The organism is Streptomyces sp. NPDC007872 (genome assembly GCF_042868165.1).
Classification (GTDB): domain Bacteria; phylum Actinomycetota; class Actinomycetes; order Streptomycetales; family Streptomycetaceae; genus Streptomyces.
Genome location: NZ_JBIAEA010000013.1, coordinates 109,205 through 127,901, shown reverse-complemented (window position 1 = coordinate 127,901; position 18,697 = coordinate 109,205). Strand labels below are relative to the sequence as shown.

The window sequence follows — 18,697 nt, the reverse complement described above, 5'->3', positions numbered from 1 at the left end:
TGGGCGCGCCCGGGAGGGGCGGGAGGGGGACGGGGCCGGAGCCCGGAGCGGCGGCCTTCCGCACGGGTCGGCGGCCTTCCGCACGGGTCGGCGGTCCCGGTGCGGCGGCCTTCCGTAGGGGCCGGCGGCCCCGGTGCGGACCGGAGCGGCGGTCCCGTTCGGCCCTGGCGCAGAATGGAGGCATGGCGAGCGGGGAACGGGCACGGTACTGGCAGTACCCCGAGCTGCCCGGGGTCGACCTGCTGCACGCCCACTACGTCCGCAAGGCCTTCTCCCGCCACACCCACGAGACCTTCGTCTTCGCCGCGATCACCGAGGGCGTCGAGGCCTTCCACCACCACGACGAGCTGGTCCGCGCCGGGCCCGGACAGATCGCCCTGGTCAACCCCGACACCCCGCACACCGGGCACGCCGGGGTCCCCGAGGGGTGGACCTACCGGACGATCTACCCCGACGCGGAGATCGTCCGGTCGATCGCCGCCGACACCCTCGCCCTGCGCGGCTCGGTCGGCTTCACCTCGCCCGTCATCGACGACCCGTACGCCGCACGGCTCGTCGTCGGCGTCCACCGGGCCGCCGAGGAGGGCAACGCCCTCGCCGCCGACAGCCTCCTCCGGCTCGTCACGGCCCGGATGCTGCGCAGCCACGGCGGTCCGATCGCCCCGCTCCCGCCGCGCTCGGCGGGCGCGCGGAACGCGGCACGTGCGCGTGAGGTCCTGGAGGGCCGGATGGCCGGGCCGCCGACCCTGGAGCGCCTCGCCGCCGAGCTGGACACCAGCCCCTTCGCCCTGCTGCGGGCCTTCCGCGAGGCGTACGGGATGCCGCCGCACACCTGGCTCACCGACGCGCGCGTGCGCCGGGCCCGGCAACTGCTCGACACCGGCGTCCCCCCGGCGGAGGCGGCCGTCGTCGTCGGCTTCACCGACCAGTCGCACCTCAACCGGCACTTCACCCGCAGCGTGGGGGTGCCGCCGGGGGCGTATCAGCGCGCGCGTGGCGGGGGGAAACCCGGGAGGCCCGGCGGATCCGGCGGATCCGGCAGGTCCGGCTGATCCGGTCGCCCGCCGGACCCTGTCGACCCGTCTGACCTGGTGCAAGAACGTACAAGACCCGGGCGGCCCGGCGGCCGTAGCGTCCCCGGTGTGGCAGAACAGACAGCACCCCCCGTGATACGCGACGACGCCCCGGCCAAGCCCGACGCCGCCGTCGTCCGCGACGCCCTCGGCGTCGGCGTCGCCGTCGGGCTCTCCGGCTTCGCCTTCGGCGTGACCTCGGCGGGCTCCGGACTCAGCCTCCTCCAGACCTGCGTCCTCAGCCTGCTCGTCTTCACCGGCGCCTCGCAGTTCGCCCTCGTCGGCGCGCTCGCCGCGGGCGGCAACCCCTTCACGGCCGCCGCCGGAGCGTTCTTCCTGGGCACCCGCAACGCCTTCTACGGGTTGCGGCTCTCCCAGCTCCTCGCCCTGCCGAAGGCCGTCAGGCCCCTCGCCGCGCACTGGGTGATCGACGAGACCACGGCGGTCGCACTCGCCCAGCCGTCCCGCCGGGCCGCCCGCATCGGCTTCACCGTCACCGGCCTCACGCTGTACGTCCTGTGGAACGTCACCACGCTCCTCGGGGCGCTCGGCGCCGAGGCGATCGGGGACACCGCCGCCTGGGGGCTCGACGCGGCCGGACCCGCCGTCTTCCTGGCCCTGCTCGCCCCCATGCTCACGTCCGCGACCGAGCGGGCCGCCGCGGGCCTCGCGGTCCTGCTCGGCCTCGGCCTGCTCCCCGTGCTCCCCGCCGGGGTGCCGGTCCTCGCGGCCGCCCTCGCCGCACCCGTGGTGCTCTGGGCGCGGGGCCGGCGCGCCGCACGTACGCCCCGCCCCACGGCCCGACGAGAGAAGGACTCCCGATGAACGTCTGGATCGCGATCGCCCTCACCGTCGCCGGCTGCTACCTGGTCAAGCTGGTCGGTCTGCTCGTCCCCGCCGGAGCGCTGGAACGCCCGCTCGTCCAGCGGCTCGCGGCGCTGCTTCCGGTCGCCCTGCTCGCCGCGCTCACCGCGCAGCAGACGTTCAGCACGGGCGGCGACCTCGTCCTGGACGCCCGGGCCGCCGGGCTCGCCGCGGCCGCCGTCGCGCTCGTCCTGCGGGCGCCGTTCCTGGTCGTCGTGGGCGCGGCCGTCGCCGTCACGGCGGGGGTGCGGGCCCTGGGCTGGTGAGAGGCCCCGGGCCGGTGAGGCCGGCCCGTACGCCCGTCCCATAGGCCCGTTCCGTACGCCCGTCCTGTACGTTCCGCCTCCTCAGCCGACGGGGCGGCCGTGCGCGCGGAGGGTGCGCAGGGCCTCGACGGTGACGATCGGGCGCCACTCCAGGGCCGAACCGGGGGCCCAGGCGCGCCAGCGGATCGGCCAGCCGCCGTCCTCCTCCTGGTCGGCCGCGAGCCGGTCGAGCGAGCGGGCCATCTCCTCCTCCGTGAACCAGCGCGCGGCCAGCGAGTCCGGCACGCGCGCGTAGTCGTGCGGGAAGTGGTGCTCGCCGGGCGCGTACCCGTCCGCCACCGGCCAGTCCTCCGACCGGTCCGGGTCGAGGACGGCGAGCCCCTGCTCCCGGACGAGCCGGCCGAGGCGGTCGGCGGCCGCCTCGGCGCGCGGGCGGTCCGGGGCCCCGTCGAGGAAGGCGACGGCGGCCTGGACCTCGTAGGGGTGGGACTTCTCCAGGGACTCCACGGTCGACCAGCAGAACTCGGTGGCCCGGAAGAGCCACGCGTGCCACACCTGGTTGCGGTGGAGCAGCCCGACCACCGGACCGGTCGAGAGCAGCGCGCTCGGCGGGGAGTCGACGACCGGGACGAACGGCGCCGAGGGGTAGTCGCGTTGGGAGGGGTGGATCGCCGGGAGGGCCCCGTCGTGCGTGGACACCGACGTGAGGTAACGGCAGATCCGCTCGATCCGCGGTCCGCCGCAGCGGCCGACGGAGTCCAGGACCCGCAGCGCGTGCGCGGTGTGCAGCGGCTGGCTGACCGGTCCGCGCAGGTCCGGTTCGAGCGCGTGACCGTAGCCGCCGTCCTCGTTGAGGTACGCCGTGAGCGCCGTCTCGACCTGATCCGCGCCACCGCGCTGGAAGTGGTAGGCGAACCGGCGCTGTTCGAGGACGCGGGCCGTCAGCCAGACGAAACGCTCGGCGCGGGCCAGGGGGGTCGAGGAGGCGGAGGGGAGGGGTTCTTCGGCCATGCTCCGACCGTAGGGCGGAAAGCCGCGGTGACAAGACCCGCGGGGCGGGCTGCACTCTTGGGAGCGGGATACTGGGGGCATGCGGTTGACGATTTTCTGGGAACGGATGGCCGAACACTTCGGTGCGTCGTACGCCGAGTCCTTCGCGAGCGACCATGTGATGGCGGAACTCGGGGGCCGGACCGTACGGGAGGCGCTGGACGCCGGCTGGGAGGCGAAGGACGTGTGGCGCGCCGTCTGCGCCGCCGTCGACGTGCCCGCCGACAAGCGCTGACCGGTCCGCCCACCGATCCACCCACCGGTCCGTCCGTCGTCCCGGTGGGCGGACCGTCGTACGGGGACGGGCGGGGGCCCGGGAGAAATGTCCGCGCGGTGCGCGAGACTGGCGGGGTGGCCCCGACTGACGACAGCGACGACACCGACAAGACCCCCGGCACGGACGAGATCCACGAGCGCCGTGGTGCCGACGAGGTCCACGACTTCGACGAGACCGGCGATCCCGGCGAGATCACCGGCAAGCCCGGCGGCACCGGCAGAACCGGTTCGACCGACGTGACGGCTTCCGCGGCTCCGGCCACCGGCACCGGGAGAGGCGTCGCCGTGGGCACGCCTCCCGTCCCGGAGACCGCGTCCCCGGCGGGCGCCGCGCGGATGCCGCGCTGGCTGCCCCGCGCGCTCGTCCTGGCCCTCGCGCTCTACTCCTGCTTCCTGCTGGGCAACTGGGCCTTCCACCAGCTCGTCGGCCTCCTCGTCAACATCCTCCTCGCCTTCTTCCTCGCCCTCGCCATCGAACCGGCGGTCGGGCGCATGGCGGCGCGCGGGATGCGCCGGGGCCTCGCCACCTTCCTCGTCTTCCTCGCCGTCCTCGTCTTCGGCGTCGGCTTCGTCGTCCTCCTGGGGTCGATGCTCGCCGGGCAGATCGTCGACATGGTCGAGAACTTCCCCAAGTACCTCGACTCGCTGATCAAATGGATCAACGACAGCTTCCACACGGACCTGTCGCGGGTCGAGGTCCAGGACAGCCTGCTCAAGTCCGACTGGTTGCAGAGGTACGTGCAGAACAGCGCGTCCGGCGTCCTGGACGTCTCCGCCACCGTCCTCGGCGGCCTGTTCCGGCTCCTCACGATCTTCCTGTTCTCGTTCTACTTCGCGGCCGACGGGCCCCGGTTGCGGCGCGCGCTCTGTTCCGTCCTGCCGCCCGCCCGGCAGGCCGAGGTGCTGCGGGCGTGGGAGATCGCGGTCGACAAGACCGGCGGCTATCTGTATTCGCGCGGCCTGATGGCCCTCATCTCGGGCATCGCGCACTTCGTGCTCTTCGAGATCCTGGAGGTGCCGTACGCCCCGGCGCTCGCCGTGTGGGTCGGCCTGGTCTCGCAGTTCATCCCGACCATCGGCACCTATCTGGCCGGTGCCCTGCCGATGCTGATCGCCTTCACCGTCAACCCCTGGTACGCGGTGTGGGTGCTCGGCTTCGTCGTGGTCTACCAGCAGTTCGAGAACTACGTCCTCCAGCCGAAGCTGACCTCGAAGACCGTGGACATCCACCCGGCGGTGGCCTTCGGTTCGGTCATCGCGGGGACGGCGCTGCTCGGGGCCGTCGGCGCGCTGATCGCGATCCCCGCCGTCGCCACCCTGCAGGCCTTCCTCGGCGCCTACGTGAAGCGGTACGAGGTGACGGACGACCCGCGCGTCCACGGGCACCGCAGGTACGGCGAGGCGGTGGTCGCCCGGCTCCAGAAGGCCCTGCACCACAAGAAGGAGTCGGCGCCGGGGGAACGGTCCGCGTCGGAGGAGTGAGCCGTACCGCAGGCGCGTCCCGCACCGGAAGGCAGGGCTGGGGCGGGATCGATTGGTACTCGCTTAGTTGGCTAGTAAATAAAGTGAGTATGGTGGTGGGCGGGCGACGGGCGCGGCTCACGGGGCCGCTCGCTCGTCGGCCATTCGGTCGGCCGGTGGTCATGCGGTCGGTCATTCGGTCGGTCGTGAGGCAAGGCGGAGGTCCGATGACGGACGGCACGGTTCTGCGGTACGTCGCGCTGGGGGACAGCCAGACGGAGGGCGTCGGCGACGGTGACGACACCGGCGGTCTGCGCGGGTGGGCGGACCGGCTCGCCGAGCTGCTCGCCCACGACCGCCCGGGCACGCTCTACGCCAACCTGGCCGTGCGGGGCCGTCTCGCCGGACAGGTGCGTGCCGAACAGCTCGCGCCCGCCCTCGCGCTCCGGCCGGACCTCGCCACGGTCGTCGCCGGCTTCAACGACCTGCTGCGGCCCGGTTTCGACGCGGACGAGACGGCCGGGCACCTGGAGGAGATGTTCGCCGCGCTCACCGGGCAGGGCGTGCGCGTGGCGACCCTGACCTTCCCGGACGTCGGCCGCATCACCCCGCTGGCCCGGCCGCTCGCCCCGCGCGTCCGGGCCCTCAACGCGCGCGTGCGCGAGGTCTCGCGCCGGCACGGCGTCATCGTCGTCGAGACCGGCCACCACCCGGTCGTCACCGACCCCCGGCTGTGGAGCCCCGACCGGCTGCACGCCGGACCGCTGGGCCACGCGCGCATCGCCGCCGCCGTCGCCCAGGCCCTCGGCCTGCCCGGCGCCGACGACTCCTGGACCCTCCCGCTGCCGCCACCGGACGTCCCCCTGCCCGCGGGCCTCCGCGCCGAACTGCGCTGGGCCGGCTCCTTCCTGGGGCCCTGGCTGGGCCGGCGGCTGCGGGGCCGGTCGTCCGGCGACGGCCGCGGGGCCAAGCGCCCGGCGCTGCTGCCGGTGGGCGGAGGGTGACGGGACCGCACCGACCGTCTCCGCTCCCCGAGGCGGTCGGCCCGTCTCCTCGGCGACCCTCCGGGCCGCCGCGTCGAGGGGCTCGGGACGGCCGCCGCGAGGGCCCCTCGACACGGTGGTCCGGGACCGCGTGGTGCGCTTGACACTAAAATCGAACATCCATTCTCATGGAGGTCCGGCCCTGGAAATCGCGGGGTTGCCGCGGGGTTTTCCACAGGGCGGGCGGGACGCCGGGGCCCATTGTCAGTGGCAGGGGTTAGCGTCTTTCACATGAAGCGATCGACTCAAGCAAACCGGGTGGAACCCATGGCAGGAACCGACCGCGAGAAGGCGCTCGACGCCGCGCTCGCACAGATTGAACGCCAATTCGGCAAGGGCGCCGTGATGCGCATGGGCGACCGCACCCAGGAGCCGATCGAGGTGATCTCCACCGGCTCGACCGCCCTGGACGTCGCCCTCGGCGTCGGCGGCCTGCCGCGCGGCCGTGTCGTGGAGATCTACGGACCGGAGTCCTCCGGCAAGACGACCCTGACCCTGCACGCCGTCGCCAACGCGCAGAAGGCCGGCGGCCAGGTCGCCTTCGTCGACGCCGAGCACGCCCTCGACCCCGAGTACGCCAAGAAGCTCGGCGTCGACATCGACAACCTCATCCTGTCCCAGCCGGACAACGGCGAGCAGGCCCTCGAGATCGTCGACATGCTGGTCCGCTCCGGCGCCCTCGACCTGATCGTCATCGACTCCGTCGCCGCGCTCGTCCCGCGCGCGGAGATCGAGGGCGAGATGGGCGACTCGCACGTGGGTCTCCAGGCCCGCCTGATGAGCCAGGCCCTCCGGAAGATCACCAGCGCGCTCAACCAGTCCAAGACCACCGCGATCTTCATCAACCAGCTCCGCGAGAAGATCGGCGTGATGTTCGGCTCGCCGGAGACCACGACCGGTGGCCGCGCCCTCAAGTTCTACGCCTCGGTGCGCCTCGACATCCGTCGCATCGAGACCCTCAAGGACGGCACGGACGCGGTCGGCAACCGCACCCGCGTCAAGGTCGTCAAGAACAAGGTCGCGCCCCCCTTCAAGCAGGCGGAGTTCGACATCCTCTACGGCCAGGGCATCAGCCGCGAGGGCGGCCTGATCGACATGGGCGTGGAGCACGGCTTCGTCCGCAAGGCGGGTGCCTGGTACACCTACGAGGGCGACCAGCTCGGCCAGGGCAAGGAGAACGCCCGCAACTTCCTGAAGGACAACCCCGACCTCGCCAACGAGATCGAGAAGAAGATCAAGGAGAAGCTGGGCGTCGGCGTCCGTCCCGAGGCCCTGTCGGCCGAGCCGGGTACGGACGCGGCGGCCACGGACGCGGCCGGTGCGGACGACGCCGCCAAGAGCGTCCCGGCATCCGCGGCCAAGACCGCGAAGGCGACCAAGGCCACCGCGGTCAAGAGCTGAACCGGTGACCGGTCGTACCGAATGGCCGGGTGACGGCCCCGACTCGTCGAGGGCCGAGAAGGAGCCGTCACCCCAGGATCCGGCCGAGCGGGCGCGCGCGATCTGCCTGCGCCTGCTCACCGGGACCCCCCGCACGCGCAAGCAACTGGCCGACGCGCTGCGCAAGCGGGAGATCCCCGACGAGGTGGCGGAGGAGGTCCTCTCCCGCTTCGAGGACGTCGGGCTCATCGACGACGCCGCCTTCGCGGGGGCCTGGGTGGAGTCCCGCCACCACGGCCGGGGCCTCGCCCGGCGTGCCCTCGCCCGGGAGCTGCGCACCAAGGGCGTCGAGCCCACCCTCATCCAGGAGGCGGTGGAGCAGCTCGACTCCGAGCGGGAGGAGGCCACGGCGCGCGAACTCGTGGCCCGCAAGCTGCGTGCCACCCGCGGCCTGGAGCGCGACCGGCGGCTGCGGCGGCTCGCCGGCATGCTCGCCCGCAAGGGGTACCCCGAGGGCATGGCCCTCCGCGTCGTCCGTCAGGCGCTGGAGGCGGAGGGCGAGGACACGGACGGGCTGGACGAGTCCTTCTGACACGGGACGGCTTCCGGCGCGGGCACGACGGCTTCGGCCACGGGAACGGCTTCCGGCGCGCGGGCGGGTTCCGGCACGGCAACGGCTTTCGTTACGGCGGTGGCTTCCGGCACGGGGGCGGAAGGATCTATCCGGTTCGGCGGGTGGGGGACCCGGCCGGCCGGGTCAGCCCCGGGCCGCCGGGAGGAGGACCGGGAGGCCGGCGGCCTTCCAGGCCTGGAAGCCGCCGATGAGGTCGGTCGCCCGGTGCAGGCCCAGGCGGCGCAGGGACTCGGCCGCGAGGGAGGAGGCGTAGCCCTCGTTGCAGAGGACCACCACCCGCAGGTCGTGGCTGTCGGCCTCCGCCGCGCGGTGGCTGCCCAGGGGGTCCAGCCGCCATTCCAGTTCGTTGCGCTCCACGACCAGCGCGCCCGGGATCAGCCCGTCCCGTTCCCGCAGGGCCGCGTAGCGCGTGTCCACCAGGAGCGCGTCACCCGCCTCGTACGCCTCGTAGGCGGCCCGGGGCTCGATCCGGTCGAGGCCCGACCTGACCTGCTCCAGGAGCTCGTCGATGCCCACCCGCTCCGCCACTCGTTCCCTCCGCTCCCGCCGTTCCTCCCGCTCCCCGCTCACTGCCAGTCCTCCGGGCGCTCGACCTGCTCCAGGCGGAGCACCGCGCCCGTCCGGCTGAAGCGCCGGATCAGCGGGAGCGGCGGATGGTAGGCGTGCACCGACACCGCGTGGGTGTCCGGCGACTCGTTGAAGACCTCGTGCACGTGGTGGCGGCCGAAGGCCCGGCCCACGCCCTCTCCCAGACGGCGGGAGCGGTCCACCCCGTCGGCCAGTTCCAGGGTCTTCCAGCCGCTCGCCGGCAGCCGGACCGCGAGCGCGTTCTCGGTCAGCGTCCCGCGCGCGGTCGCGAAGGCGCCCTGGGACTCGGCGTGGTCGTGCCAGCCGGTGCCGGTGCCGGGCGGCCAGCCGATGAGCCAGGCCTCGCTGCCGCCGGGGCCGTCGAGCCGTACCCAGGTGCGGCCCTCGGGGTCGAGCGGCAGGGAGGCGATCAACTCCCGGTCGGCGGCCGTGCGCCGGACGAAGTCGAGCAGCTCGGTCGCCGTCGGAGCGGACGGAGAGGCCGGAGCGGACGGAGGGACCGGAGTGGCCTGGGCGGCCGGGGCGGTGCTGGTGGGTGGAAGTGGGGTGGCGTGCTGGGACACGGGTGACCGTCCTGGGGTTCGCGAAGGGCGCGCGACGGCACGCGGCACACGGCGCGCACGGAACCGCGTCGGCGGACGGCGCGGGGAGGTGCGACGGAGATGCGGCGGGGCGCGCGGGAAAGGGGCGAGATCAGCAGGACGGGCGACACACGCAGCCCGCATAGCGGAGGAGGTCCATGTGGACCCTCCGCCACAGGCGCACATCGGTGTCGGTCACGCTCCGGAGTACACCACGCGTCCCCGGCGGAATCAATGCATGTCCGCCGTGCGGTCACTCTTCGCGGACGCCTCGGAGGACGTTCCGGCGGACGCCTCGGCGGGTTCCCGGTCGGTGAGGGGGCCGCCGCGGGCCGCGTCCGCCGCCGCGTACAGCTCCTCGGGGCGCACCCCGGAGAAGGCGGCGACGAGGTGCCCGTCGGGCCGTACGAGGAGGACGGCGTGGGCCGGAGCCCCCGGATAGGTCTCCGACACCAGGACCTCGGCCTTCACCGGCAGGGCGTGTACGGCCTCTTCGAGGCGGGGCATCACCCCGGCGGTCCGCCAGTGGCGCCGGTCCCACACCCCCGTGCCGGGCGCGATCAGGAGGACCAGGAGGCGGCCCTGCCCGAGCCGGTCCCGGAGCCGTACGGTCGTGCCGTCGGGAGCGGTCACGCGGACGTCCTCGACGGGAGCGCCCGGCGGGGTGCCGACCGGGATCTGCCCGTCGGCGTGCGGAGGCGCGAGGGGGGAGTGCGGGTACGCGGGCGGCGCGCCCAGCGGGCCGCGCCCCAGGTGGCCGTCGGTCAGGAGGGCGTCGTGGCCGCGCGCGGCCCCCGGCAGGTACGTCCGCAGGCCCCCGCCGCCGCGCAGCACCGGAAGCGACTGGTCCGCCGCCCGCAGCCGGGTGGCCACGGCCGCCCGCCGCTCGCTCTGGTAACTGTCGAGCAGCCGGTCCGAACCGCCGTGGTGCCAGGTGAGGGCGAGCTTCCAGGCGAGGTTGTCCACGTCCCGCAGGCCCTCGTCGAGCCCCTGGGTGCCGACCGCGCCGAGCAGGTGCGCCGCGTCCCCGGCGAGGAGGACCCGGCCGACCCGCCAGCGCCGGGCGAGCCGGTGGTGCACGGTGTGCACACCGGTGTCGATGAGCTCGTACGGGGGCGTCACCCCGTCGCACCAGCCGGCCAGGGTCTCGCGGATGCGGGCGATCAGCGCGTCCGGGGTGACCAGGTCGCCGCGCGGCGGCAGCAGCCAGTCGATCCGCCACACGCCGTCGGGCAGCGGACGCGCGCCGATCTCCTCGGCGGCGCCGCGCCACGGCGGCTGACGGTGCAGCAGGGCCTCGCCGGGCCAGGGGAGTTCGGTGCGCAGCGCGGCGACGGCGTGCCGTTCCACCGCCGTGCGGCCGGGGAAGCGGATCCCGAGCAGCTTGCGCACCGTCGAACGGGCGCCGTCGCAGCCCACGAGGTGGCTGCCGCGCCACCAGGTGCCCGCCGGGCCCCGGGTGTGGGCGACGACCCCGTCCCGGTCCTGCTCGACGGTGTCGAGCCGGGCCTCGGGGACGAGTTCGATCAGCTTCTGCCGGGCGATGGCGTCGCGCAGGCCGCGGGCCAGGGCGTGCTGGGGGATGTGCAGCGGGGCGGCCGGGGCGGCGGGCGAGGCGGGGTCCTCGGACCACTCCTCCGTGCCGCCGAGACCCAGGTCGAGCTCCAGGTGGCGCACCACCTGGCGGCGGCGCATGCCGCGCCAGCCGACCCAGCGGACGCCCTCGTCACGGAGGGTCGTGCAGCCGAGGCGCTCGACCGTCGCGGCCATGTCGGCGCGCAGGACGACGCTGCGGGCCGGGCGCGGCTCCTCCTTGCCGGGGCCCTCGTCGAGGACGACGCTGGGCACGTCCTGCGCGGCGAGCGCGAGGGAGAGCGCGAGACCGACCGGTCCCGCGCCCACGATGATCACCGGGTCCACGGCGCGGCTCCTGAAGGCCGGACGGTCATGAGGGCAGCACGGTCGAGTGTGGCACGGGCCCGGTGGTTGATCACAGACCGTATGCAACCCACTGGGGGTGCTTGCGTCAAGCGACGGGGTGGGCGCGGTGCGGCCGACCTGAAGTCGGTGCCGCGAACGGCGGGATCGGGGGCGTGCCGCCGACCCCGGGGCGGTGCCGCGAACGGCTGCGGCAGGGCGCGGCACCGGGTCCGTGCCGCCGATTCCGTACCGCCGGGTGCGTGCCGTCGACTCCATGCTGCCGGGTGCGTGCCGCCGGGTGCGTGCCGTCGACCCCGTACCGCCGATCCCGTGCCGTCGAATGTGGGACGGGGCACGTGCGAAGGGGCGGGCGGGAGCGGCACCTCGTGTCGGTGCCGCTCCCGCCCGCCCCTGCCGTTCCGGACACTGTGGCCGACCCGGTCGGGTCCGGGCCCCGTGGCCGCCCCCGTCGTTCCGGGCCCCCGTGGTCGGTCCCGTCGTTCCGGAGCCCCGCGGGGTCACGCGCCGCTGACGGCCTCCGCCGGGGCCTCGCCGGTCTTGGTGACGGTGCTCTCGGTCACGCCGGCCGTCTTCCGGCCCCGCCGCAGCCGCTGCTCCAGCCAACCGGTCAGGGAGGTCAGGGCGAAGTTGAGGGCGATGAAGATCAGCGCGATGACCGTGAAGGTGGCGATCGTGTTGGCGCCGTAGTTGGCCGTGATCTGCCGGTTCTGGCTGAGCAGCTCCGGGAAGCCGAGCAGGGCGCCGCCGAGCGCGGTGTCCTTGACGATCACGACGAGCTGGCTGACCAGGGCCGGGAGCATGACGGTCACGGCCTGCGGGAGCAGCACGTAGAGCATGGTCTGGCCCTTGCGCATGCCGAGCGCGACGGCCGCGTCGCCCTGGCCCCGGGGCAGCGAGAGGACGCCGGCCCGGACGACCTCGGCGATGACCGAGGCGTTGTAGAGCACGAGGCCGGTGACGACCGCGTACAGCGGGCGGAAGTCGGAGCTGACGGGCGTGAACTGCGCGTACACGGCGCTCGCGAACATCATCAGGAGGAGGACCGGGATGGCGCGGAAGAACTCCACGACCGTGCCGACGGGCACCCGCACCCAGCGGTGGTCCGAGAGCCTGCCTATGCCGAGGAGGGCGCCCAGCGGCAGCGCGATCAGGATGGAGAGCGCGGCGGCCTTGAGGGTCTCGACCAGACCCGGCAGCAGGTACGTCGTCCAGACCCGGGCGTCGGTGACGAACGGGCTCCACTTGTCGCCCGAGAGCTGGCCCTTGTCGTTCAGGGCGGAGAGGACCCACCAGGCCAGCACGGCGAGGACCGCGAGGAAGCCGACCGTGTAGAGCACGTTGCGCCGCTTGGCGCGCGGCCCCGGGGTGTCGTACAGGACGGAGCTCATCGCTTCACCGCCAGTCGCTTGGCCGCCCAGCCCAGGACGAGGCCGGTGGGGAGGGTCAGGACGATGAAGCCGAAGGCGAAGACCGCGAAGACCGCGAAGAGTGCCTGGGCCTCGTTCTCGATCATCTCCTTCATCAGGAGCGCCGCCTCGGCGGCGCTGATGGCCGCCGCCACGGTGGTGTTCTTGGTGAGGGCGATCAGGACGTTGGCGAGCGGGGTCACCGCGGCGCGGAAGGCCTGCGGGAGCACCACCAGGGTAAGGACCTGGAAGAAGCTCAGGCCCAGTGCGCGGGCCGCCTCGGCCTGGCCCGGCGGCACCGTGTTGATGCCGGAGCGCAGCGCCTCGCAGACGAACGTGCCGGTGTACGCGACCAGTCCGAGGATCGCGAGGCGGAAGCCGATCGTCTCGGAGTCGTCGGCGCCGAGCGTGATCCCGAGGGTCTGGTCGAGGACGAGCGAGCAGGCCACGATGACCACGGTCAGCGGGGTGTTCCGGACGAAGTTGACGTACGCGGTGCCGAAGGACCGCATGAGCTGGACCGGGCTGACCCGCATGGCGGCCAGGGCGGTGCCCCAGACCAGCGAGCCGATCGCCGAGTAGAAGGCGAGTTGCGCCGTCACCCAGAAGGCGCCGAGCAGGTCGTACTGCCCGGAATCAAGAAAGTCGAACACGATGCCCCGCGCTCTCCCCTGGTGGTCGGTCGGTGTGGAGGCCGCCGCAGAGGCGACGGCCGGTGCCGATGTGACGGCCGCCCTCGTGCGGGGCGGCCGTCACGCCGGAGGCGGGGTCGGTCAGCCCGCGACCTTGGGCGCGGGCTCGGACTTGTAGCCGGAGGGGCCGAAGTGCTGGTCGACGAGCTTCTTCCAGGTGCCGTCGGAGACCATCTTCTCCAGCGCCTTGTTGATCTTGCCGCGCAGCTCGTCGTCGCCCTTCTTGAGGCCGATGCCGTAGTTCTCGTCGCTCATCCGCAGACCGACGAGCTTGAACTTGCCCTGGTTCTCCTTCTGCGCGGCGTAGCCCGCGAGGATGGAGTCGTCGGTGGTGAGGGCGTCGACGCGCTTGTTCTCCAGGCCGGTCAGGCACTCGGAGTAGCCGCCGAGCTGGCGCAGGTCGGCCTTGGGGGCGAGCTTGTCGCGGACGTTCTGCGCGGAGGTAGAGCCGGTGACCGAGCAGAGCTTCTTGGAGTTGAGGTCCTCGACCTTGGTGATCGAGGCGTCGTCGGCGCGCACGAGCAGGTCCTGGTGGGCCAGGAAGTACGGACCGGCGAAGTCGACCTCCTTCTTGCGCTTGTCGTTGATCGAGTAGCTGGCGACGATGAACTTCACGTCGCCGTTCTTGATCAGGTTCTCGCGCTCGGCGCTCGGCGCCTGCTTGAAGTTGATCTTGTCCTCGGCGTAGCCGAGCTCCTTGGCCACGTAACGGGCGACGTCGACGTCGAAGCCGGCGTACTTGCCGTCCGGGGTCTTCAGGCCCAGGCCGGGCTGGTCGAACTTGATGCCGATGGTGATCTTGTCGCCGTTGCTCCCGGAGTCGGACCCGCCACCACAGGCCGTCGCGGTCAGCGCGAGCAGGACGACGGCCGCGGCGGCGGCGGAGGTGTTGCGAAGCTTCATCGAGGAAAGTCCCTTGCGTAGGCGTGAGTTGGGAAGAGTAAATCCGAACTCGCTCAGTGGTGAAGGATCTTGGAGAGGAAGTCCTTGGCGCGGTCGCTGCGCGGGTTGCTGAAGAACTCCTCGGGGGAGGACTGTTCGACGATCTTCCCGTCCGCCATGAAGACGACCCGGTTGGCGGCGGAGCGCGCGAAGCCCATCTCGTGGGTGACGACCACCATCGTCATGCCCTCCTGGGCCAACTGCTGCATGACCTCCAGGACCTCGTTGATCATCTCGGGGTCGAGGGCCGAGGTCGGCTCGTCGAAGAGCATGACCTTCGGGTCCATCGCGAGCGCGCGGGCGATGGCCACGCGCTGCTGCTGGCCGCCGGAGAGCTGGGCAGGGTACTTGTCCGCCTGCGTGCCCACGCCCACCCGGTCGAGCAGCGCGCGGGCCTTCTCCTCGGCGGCCTTCTTCTCCGCCTTGCGGACCTTGATCTGCCCCAGCATCACGTTCTCGAGCACCGTCTTGTGCGAGAACAGGTTGAACGACTGGAAGACCATGCCGACGTCGGACCGCAGCCGGGCGAGCTCCTTGCCCTCCTCCGGCAGCGGCCTGCCGTCGATGGTGATGGTGCCGGAGTCGATGCTCTCCAGCCGGTTGATCGTGCGGCACAGCGTCGACTTGCCGGACCCCGAGGGTCCGATGACGACCACGACCTCGCCGCGGGTGATCGTCAGATCGATGTCCTGGAGGACATGCAGTGCGCCGAAGTGCTTGTTCACGCCGGACAGTACGACCAGGTCGTCCGCGGCGCGCGGGGTGTCCTCCGAAACCTTGGACACTGACTCTCCGCTCATCGGCCTCTTGCTCCGTCCTCCTCGGTTGGGGAGGACACTAGAGACCCGATGTGACGAGCGTCATCACATCTGAGCGGAAATTGAGGATAACGATCCGGCCGCAACCGGACACACTGCGTGAAGGCGACACCGGCCGCCGTACCAGGTGCATCACGGAAACGCCCACGCAACGGGGGGACACTTGACTGTGACGCCGCTGTCCGGTGTTCATGCTCTGGTACCACCTGGTACACAGAGACCCGGCAACCGGCGCGCGCACGACACCGGGAGCGGCGCGAAGGCCGCGGAAGAGACCACGGAAGATCACGGAGGAGGTACGCATGCGACTGCTGCTCGTGGAGGACGACGACCACGTCGCCGCCGCCCTCTCCGCGATCCTCGCGAAGCACGGCTTCGCCGTCACCCACGCCCGCAACGGCGAGGAGGCGCTCCAGGCCGTCCTGCCCACCGCGCACGGCGAGCGCCCCTCGTACGGGGTGATCCTGCTCGACCTCGGCCTGCCCGACCAGGACGGCTACCAGGTCTGCGGCCGCATCCGGAAGCTCACCACCACCCCGGTGATCATGGTGACCGCGCGCGGGGACGTGCGCTCCCGGATCCACGGGCTCAACCTCGGCGCCGACGACTACGTCGTCAAGCCCTACGACCCCGGCGAGCTCCTCGCCCGCATCCACGCCGTCAGCCGGCGCAGCCCCGGCCCCGAGGAGACCGGCACGGGCGCCGGGACCGCCGACGGGACCCGACTGCGGCTCGGCTCCGTCACCATCGAGCTGCCCACCCGCCGGGTCAGCGTCGAGGGCGAGAGCGTCCAGCTCACCCGCAAGGAGTTCGACCTCCTCGCCCTCCTCGCCCAGCGGCCCGGCGTCGTCTTCCGCCGTGAGCAGATCATCAGCGAGGTCTGGCACACCAGTTGGGAGGGGACCGGCCGCACCCTGGAGGTGCACGTGGCCTCCCTGCGCTCCAAGCTGCGGATGCCCGCCCTGATCGAGACCGTGCGGGGCGTCGGCTACCGCCTGGTCGCCCCCGCCGCGTAACCCTCCGGCGGTCCCTCCGTGCGCACCCGACTCCTCCCGCTGCTCATCGTCCTCATGGCCGGCGTGCTGCTCGCCCTGGGCTTCCCGCTCGCCGCCAGCCTCGCCGCCTCCGAACAGCAGAGGGTCGTCGTCGACCGGCTCGACGACGCCGCGCGCTTCGCCGCCCTCGCCCAGTTCGTCGGCGGGCGCGGCTTCGGCACCGACGAGCGGCACGCCACGCTCGGCGGCGAACTCGCCAGCTACCACGACGTGTACGGCATCCGGACCGGGATCTTCTACCGCGACAACCGCACCATGGCCGCCGCCCCCGAGGACTGGGTCGTCCCGTACGACGGGGAGGGCCGGCGCGCCTTCAACGAGGCGCTGCTCGGGCGGCGCAGCCACGACCCGCCCCAGGTGTGGCCCTGGCAGCGCGGCGCGCGGCTCACCATCGCCTCCCCGGTCGTCCGGGACGGCGACGTCGTCGCCGTCGTCGTCACCGACTCGCCCACCGGCCAGCTCCGCTCCCGCATCCTGCACGGCTGGCTGCTGATCTTCGCGGGCGAGGCCGCCGCGATGCTACTCGCCGTCGGCGCGGCCTTCCGGCTCACCGGCTGGGTGCTGCGGCCCGTCCGCGTCCTCGACGCGGTCACCCACGACATCGCCACCGGCCGGATGAACTCCCGGGTCGCCGCCACCGGGGGACCGCCCGAGCTGCGGCGCCTCGCGAGCTCCTTCAACGAGATGGCCGACCACGTGGAGGAGGCGCTCGAACAGCAGCGGGCCTTCGTCGCCGACGCCTCCCACCAACTGCGCAACCCGCTCGCCGCGCTCCTCCTGCGGATCGAGCTGCTCGCCCTGGAGCTGCCCGAGGGGAACGAGGAGATCGCCTCCGTACGGACCGAGGGCAAGCGCCTCGCCCGCGTCCTCGACGACCTCCTCGACCTGGCGCTCGCCGAGCACGCGGCGGCCGAGCCGCAGCTCACGGACGTCGGCGCGCTCACCGCCGAGCGGGTCGCGTCCTGGCGGCCGGTCGCCGAGGACAAGGGGGTCGTCCTGGCGGGGGAGTGCGGGGCGGTCACGGGCTGGGCGGACCCGGTGGCCCTCTCCAGCGCCCTGGACGCGGTGATCGACAACGCGCTGAAGTTCACCCCGGCCGGGGAGGAGGTCACGGTCACGGTCGCCCAGGAGGGCGCGCGCGTCGCCGTCGTCGTCGCCGACCGCGGGCCCGGCCTCACGGAGGAGGAGCTCGGCCGGATCGGGGACCGCTTCTGGCGCTCGGGCCGGCACCAGAACGTCAAGGGCTCGGGCCTCGGCCTCTCCATCGCCCGCGTCCTGCTGACGGCGGGCGGCGGCGGGGTGGCCTTCACCCCGAACGCGCCGCACGGCCTGCGGGTGACGGTCACCGTCCCCCGGCACGCTCCCGCGGAACGGCAGGATCAGGGCTTCGCCGAGCGGTAGCGCGGGGTCGGGGCTTTCGCCGAGCGGTCGTGCGTGACCAGGGCTTTCGCCGAGCGGTCGTACGAGGTCAGGGCTTCACCGAGCGGTAGTAGCGGCGGGCGCCCTCGTGGAGTTCCAGGGGGTCCGTGTAGACGGCCGTGCGCAGGTCCACGAGCTGGGCCGGGTGGACCAGGCGGCCGATCCCGTCCCTGCTCCTGATCACCGTGCGGGTGAAGCCCTCCACCAGGTCCGCGTCGGCCTCCTCCGTGGTGACCAGGAGGTTCGCCACGGCCAGCGTCTCGACCGACTGCCCGTCCTGCGCCTTCGCGTACGCGTCGGCCGGGATCACCGCCGAACGGTAGTGGCGGGTCGAGTCGCCGACGTCGTGGAGCTGGGCGACCAGCTCCGGGTCCAGCGGGAGCAGCCTGACCGGGGTGCGCTCGGACAGCTCCTGCACCGCCTGGGTGGGCAGCCCGCCCGACCAGAAGAAGGCGTCCAGCTCACCGCGCTCCAGGAGCCCCGGCATCGTGTCGATGCCGGCCGGGACCGCCCGGACGTCCCGGACGGGGGCCAGGCCCGCCGCCGCGAGGACCCGGTCCGCTATCAGCCGCACGCCCGACCCGTCCTGGCCCACGCCGACCCGCAGGCCCTTCAGGTCCTGCACCTTCCGCAGCGACGACCCCTTGCGGACCACGAGCTGCACGTAGTCGTCGTACAGCCGGGCGCAGCCGCGCAGCCGCTCGAAACCGGGCCTGCGGTCGCGCTGGTACTGGGCCACCGCGTCGGCCGTGGCGACGGTGAAGTCCGCCTCGCCCGTCGCCACCCGGGCCAGGTTCTGCTGGGAGCCCTCGCTGTCCGTGAGCCTTATCGTCACCTCGGGCAGGTCCTGGGCCAGGGCCTGCCGCAGGAGCTTCCCGTACCGCTGGTACACCCCGGTGGGGACCCCGGTGCTGAAGGTGACCGTGCCGCTGGGGGCGGGGGAGCCGAAGGGGGCGAGCCACCACACCAGCATCCCGCAGAGCGCGAGCAGCGCGGCCGTGACCGCCAGGGCACGGCGGCGGGCGGCGCGGGAGAGGGAGGCGAACATGGGGCCGATCCTGCCAGCCCACCGCCGCTCCTGGCCAGGGACGGCCGCGGGCCGCCCGGCGCCCTCCGGGACCGGAGCGCGCTCCGCCGAAGCGGTGAGCGGCCCGCCGGAGCGCGCCGCGCCGTGTGTCCTGCCGCGGCGGGGGGACCCCGGCGGTTAG

The 18,697-nt window shown here is 73.2% G+C and carries 20 protein-coding genes; 10 read left to right on the top strand and 10 right to left on the bottom strand.

Annotated features, from left to right (window positions below; translation table 11 throughout):
- The first annotated feature begins 182 nt into the window (after window positions 1-182).
- From ACFYNX_RS32365 to ACFYNX_RS32355, 3 genes are all read left to right on the top strand, one after another.
- A complete protein-coding gene (locus ACFYNX_RS32365) occupies window positions 183-1,052 on the top strand; it encodes an AraC family transcriptional regulator (protein WP_388666860.1) in 870 nt (289 codons plus the stop codon).
- A 90-nt stretch (window positions 1,053-1,142) separates the two neighbouring features.
- Window positions 1,143-1,898 carry an AzlC family ABC transporter permease gene (locus ACFYNX_RS32360; protein WP_388666857.1) on the top strand — a complete coding sequence of 252 codons (756 nt, stop codon included), beginning with the start codon at window positions 1,143-1,145 and terminating at the stop codon, window positions 1,896-1,898.
- A complete protein-coding gene (locus ACFYNX_RS32355; protein WP_125658941.1) occupies window positions 1,895-2,203 on the top strand; it encodes an AzlD domain-containing protein in 309 nt (102 codons plus the stop codon). Before ACFYNX_RS32360 ends, ACFYNX_RS32355 begins: the two co-directional genes overlap by 4 nt.
- 81 nt (window positions 2,204-2,284) lie before the next feature.
- On the opposite strand, the gene ACFYNX_RS32350 is transcribed toward ACFYNX_RS32355, so the two are convergent.
- Entirely contained in the window at window positions 2,285-3,214 is a 930-nt protein-coding gene (locus ACFYNX_RS32350; protein WP_388666854.1) for a hypothetical protein, read from the bottom strand.
- 79 nt (window positions 3,215-3,293) lie between these two features.
- Here ACFYNX_RS32350 and ACFYNX_RS32345 point away from each other — a divergent pair, with 79 nt between their 5' ends.
- The 5 genes from ACFYNX_RS32345 (at window position 3,294) to recX (ending at window position 8,005) form a co-directional block, all read left to right on the top strand.
- On the top strand, window positions 3,294-3,488 hold the full coding sequence (locus tag ACFYNX_RS32345) for a DUF3046 domain-containing protein (protein WP_125658947.1): 195 nt from the start codon (window positions 3,294-3,296) through the stop codon (window positions 3,486-3,488).
- A gap of 377 nt (window positions 3,489-3,865) precedes the next feature.
- On the top strand, window positions 3,866-5,011 hold the full coding sequence (locus ACFYNX_RS32340; RefSeq protein WP_388666897.1) for an AI-2E family transporter: 1,146 nt from the start codon (window positions 3,866-3,868) through the stop codon (window positions 5,009-5,011).
- Between the two features lie 206 nt (window positions 5,012-5,217).
- Complete coding sequence (locus ACFYNX_RS32335; RefSeq protein ID WP_388666851.1) at window positions 5,218-5,994, top strand: SGNH/GDSL hydrolase family protein; 777 nt, start codon at window positions 5,218-5,220, stop codon at window positions 5,992-5,994.
- Between the two features lie 306 nt (window positions 5,995-6,300).
- Entirely contained in the window at window positions 6,301-7,434 is a 1,134-nt protein-coding gene (gene recA, locus ACFYNX_RS32330; RefSeq protein WP_365547179.1) for a recombinase RecA, read from the top strand.
- A gap of 4 nt (window positions 7,435-7,438) precedes the next feature.
- Window positions 7,439-8,005 carry a recombination regulator RecX gene (recX, locus tag ACFYNX_RS32325; protein WP_125658957.1) on the top strand — a complete coding sequence of 189 codons (567 nt, stop codon included), beginning with the start codon at window positions 7,439-7,441 and terminating at the stop codon, window positions 8,003-8,005.
- Window positions 8,006-8,170: 165 nt separating this feature from the next.
- Here recX and ACFYNX_RS32320 read toward each other — a convergent pair whose 3' ends face one another.
- From ACFYNX_RS32320 to ACFYNX_RS32285, 8 genes are all read right to left on the bottom strand, one after another.
- Window positions 8,171-8,617, bottom strand: coding sequence for a rhodanese-like domain-containing protein (locus ACFYNX_RS32320; protein ID WP_365547185.1), 447 nt, complete (start codon window positions 8,615-8,617; stop codon window positions 8,171-8,173).
- Window positions 8,614-9,198: a cysteine dioxygenase gene (locus tag ACFYNX_RS32315; RefSeq protein WP_388666846.1), complete on the bottom strand. Its 585-nt coding sequence runs from the start codon at window positions 9,196-9,198 to the stop codon at window positions 8,614-8,616. The genes ACFYNX_RS32320 and ACFYNX_RS32315 overlap by 4 nt, the downstream gene beginning before the upstream one ends.
- A gap of 130 nt (window positions 9,199-9,328) precedes the next feature.
- Window positions 9,329-9,400 (bottom strand): putative leader peptide, encoded by a 72-nt coding sequence (locus tag ACFYNX_RS32310; protein WP_310851512.1) that lies wholly within the window; start codon window positions 9,398-9,400, stop codon window positions 9,329-9,331.
- A 47-nt stretch (window positions 9,401-9,447) separates the two neighbouring features.
- Window positions 9,448-11,136 carry an FAD-dependent monooxygenase gene (locus ACFYNX_RS32305; RefSeq protein WP_388666843.1) on the bottom strand — a complete coding sequence of 563 codons (1,689 nt, stop codon included), beginning with the start codon at window positions 11,134-11,136 and terminating at the stop codon, window positions 9,448-9,450.
- A 518-nt stretch (window positions 11,137-11,654) separates the two neighbouring features.
- On the bottom strand, window positions 11,655-12,545 hold the full coding sequence (locus ACFYNX_RS32300; RefSeq protein ID WP_388666840.1) for an amino acid ABC transporter permease: 891 nt from the start codon (window positions 12,543-12,545) through the stop codon (window positions 11,655-11,657).
- The gene (locus ACFYNX_RS32295) at window positions 12,542-13,216 is read right to left on the bottom strand and encodes an amino acid ABC transporter permease (RefSeq protein ID WP_365547197.1); all 675 of its coding nucleotides are present in this window, start codon (window positions 13,214-13,216) and stop codon (window positions 12,542-12,544) included. The genes ACFYNX_RS32300 and ACFYNX_RS32295 overlap by 4 nt, the downstream gene beginning before the upstream one ends.
- A gap of 120 nt (window positions 13,217-13,336) precedes the next feature.
- A complete protein-coding gene (locus tag ACFYNX_RS32290; RefSeq protein WP_388666835.1) occupies window positions 13,337-14,158 on the bottom strand; it encodes a glutamate ABC transporter substrate-binding protein in 822 nt (273 codons plus the stop codon).
- A gap of 53 nt (window positions 14,159-14,211) precedes the next feature.
- Complete coding sequence (locus ACFYNX_RS32285; RefSeq protein ID WP_388666832.1) at window positions 14,212-14,997, bottom strand: amino acid ABC transporter ATP-binding protein; 786 nt, start codon at window positions 14,995-14,997, stop codon at window positions 14,212-14,214.
- A 320-nt stretch (window positions 14,998-15,317) separates the two neighbouring features.
- On the opposite strand from ACFYNX_RS32285, the gene ACFYNX_RS32280 reads away from it, so the two are divergent.
- Window positions 15,318-16,031: a response regulator transcription factor gene (locus tag ACFYNX_RS32280; protein ID WP_388666829.1), complete on the top strand. Its 714-nt coding sequence runs from the start codon at window positions 15,318-15,320 to the stop codon at window positions 16,029-16,031.
- A gap of 18 nt (window positions 16,032-16,049) precedes the next feature.
- Complete coding sequence (locus tag ACFYNX_RS32275) at window positions 16,050-17,471, top strand: HAMP domain-containing sensor histidine kinase (protein WP_365547208.1); 1,422 nt, start codon at window positions 16,050-16,052, stop codon at window positions 17,469-17,471.
- 67 nt (window positions 17,472-17,538) lie between these two features.
- Here the strand turns inward: ACFYNX_RS32275 and ACFYNX_RS32270 are convergent, their stop codons facing one another.
- Complete coding sequence (locus ACFYNX_RS32270) at window positions 17,539-18,537, bottom strand: TAXI family TRAP transporter solute-binding subunit (protein WP_388666826.1); 999 nt, start codon at window positions 18,535-18,537, stop codon at window positions 17,539-17,541.
- Window positions 18,538-18,697 lie beyond the last annotated feature (160 nt).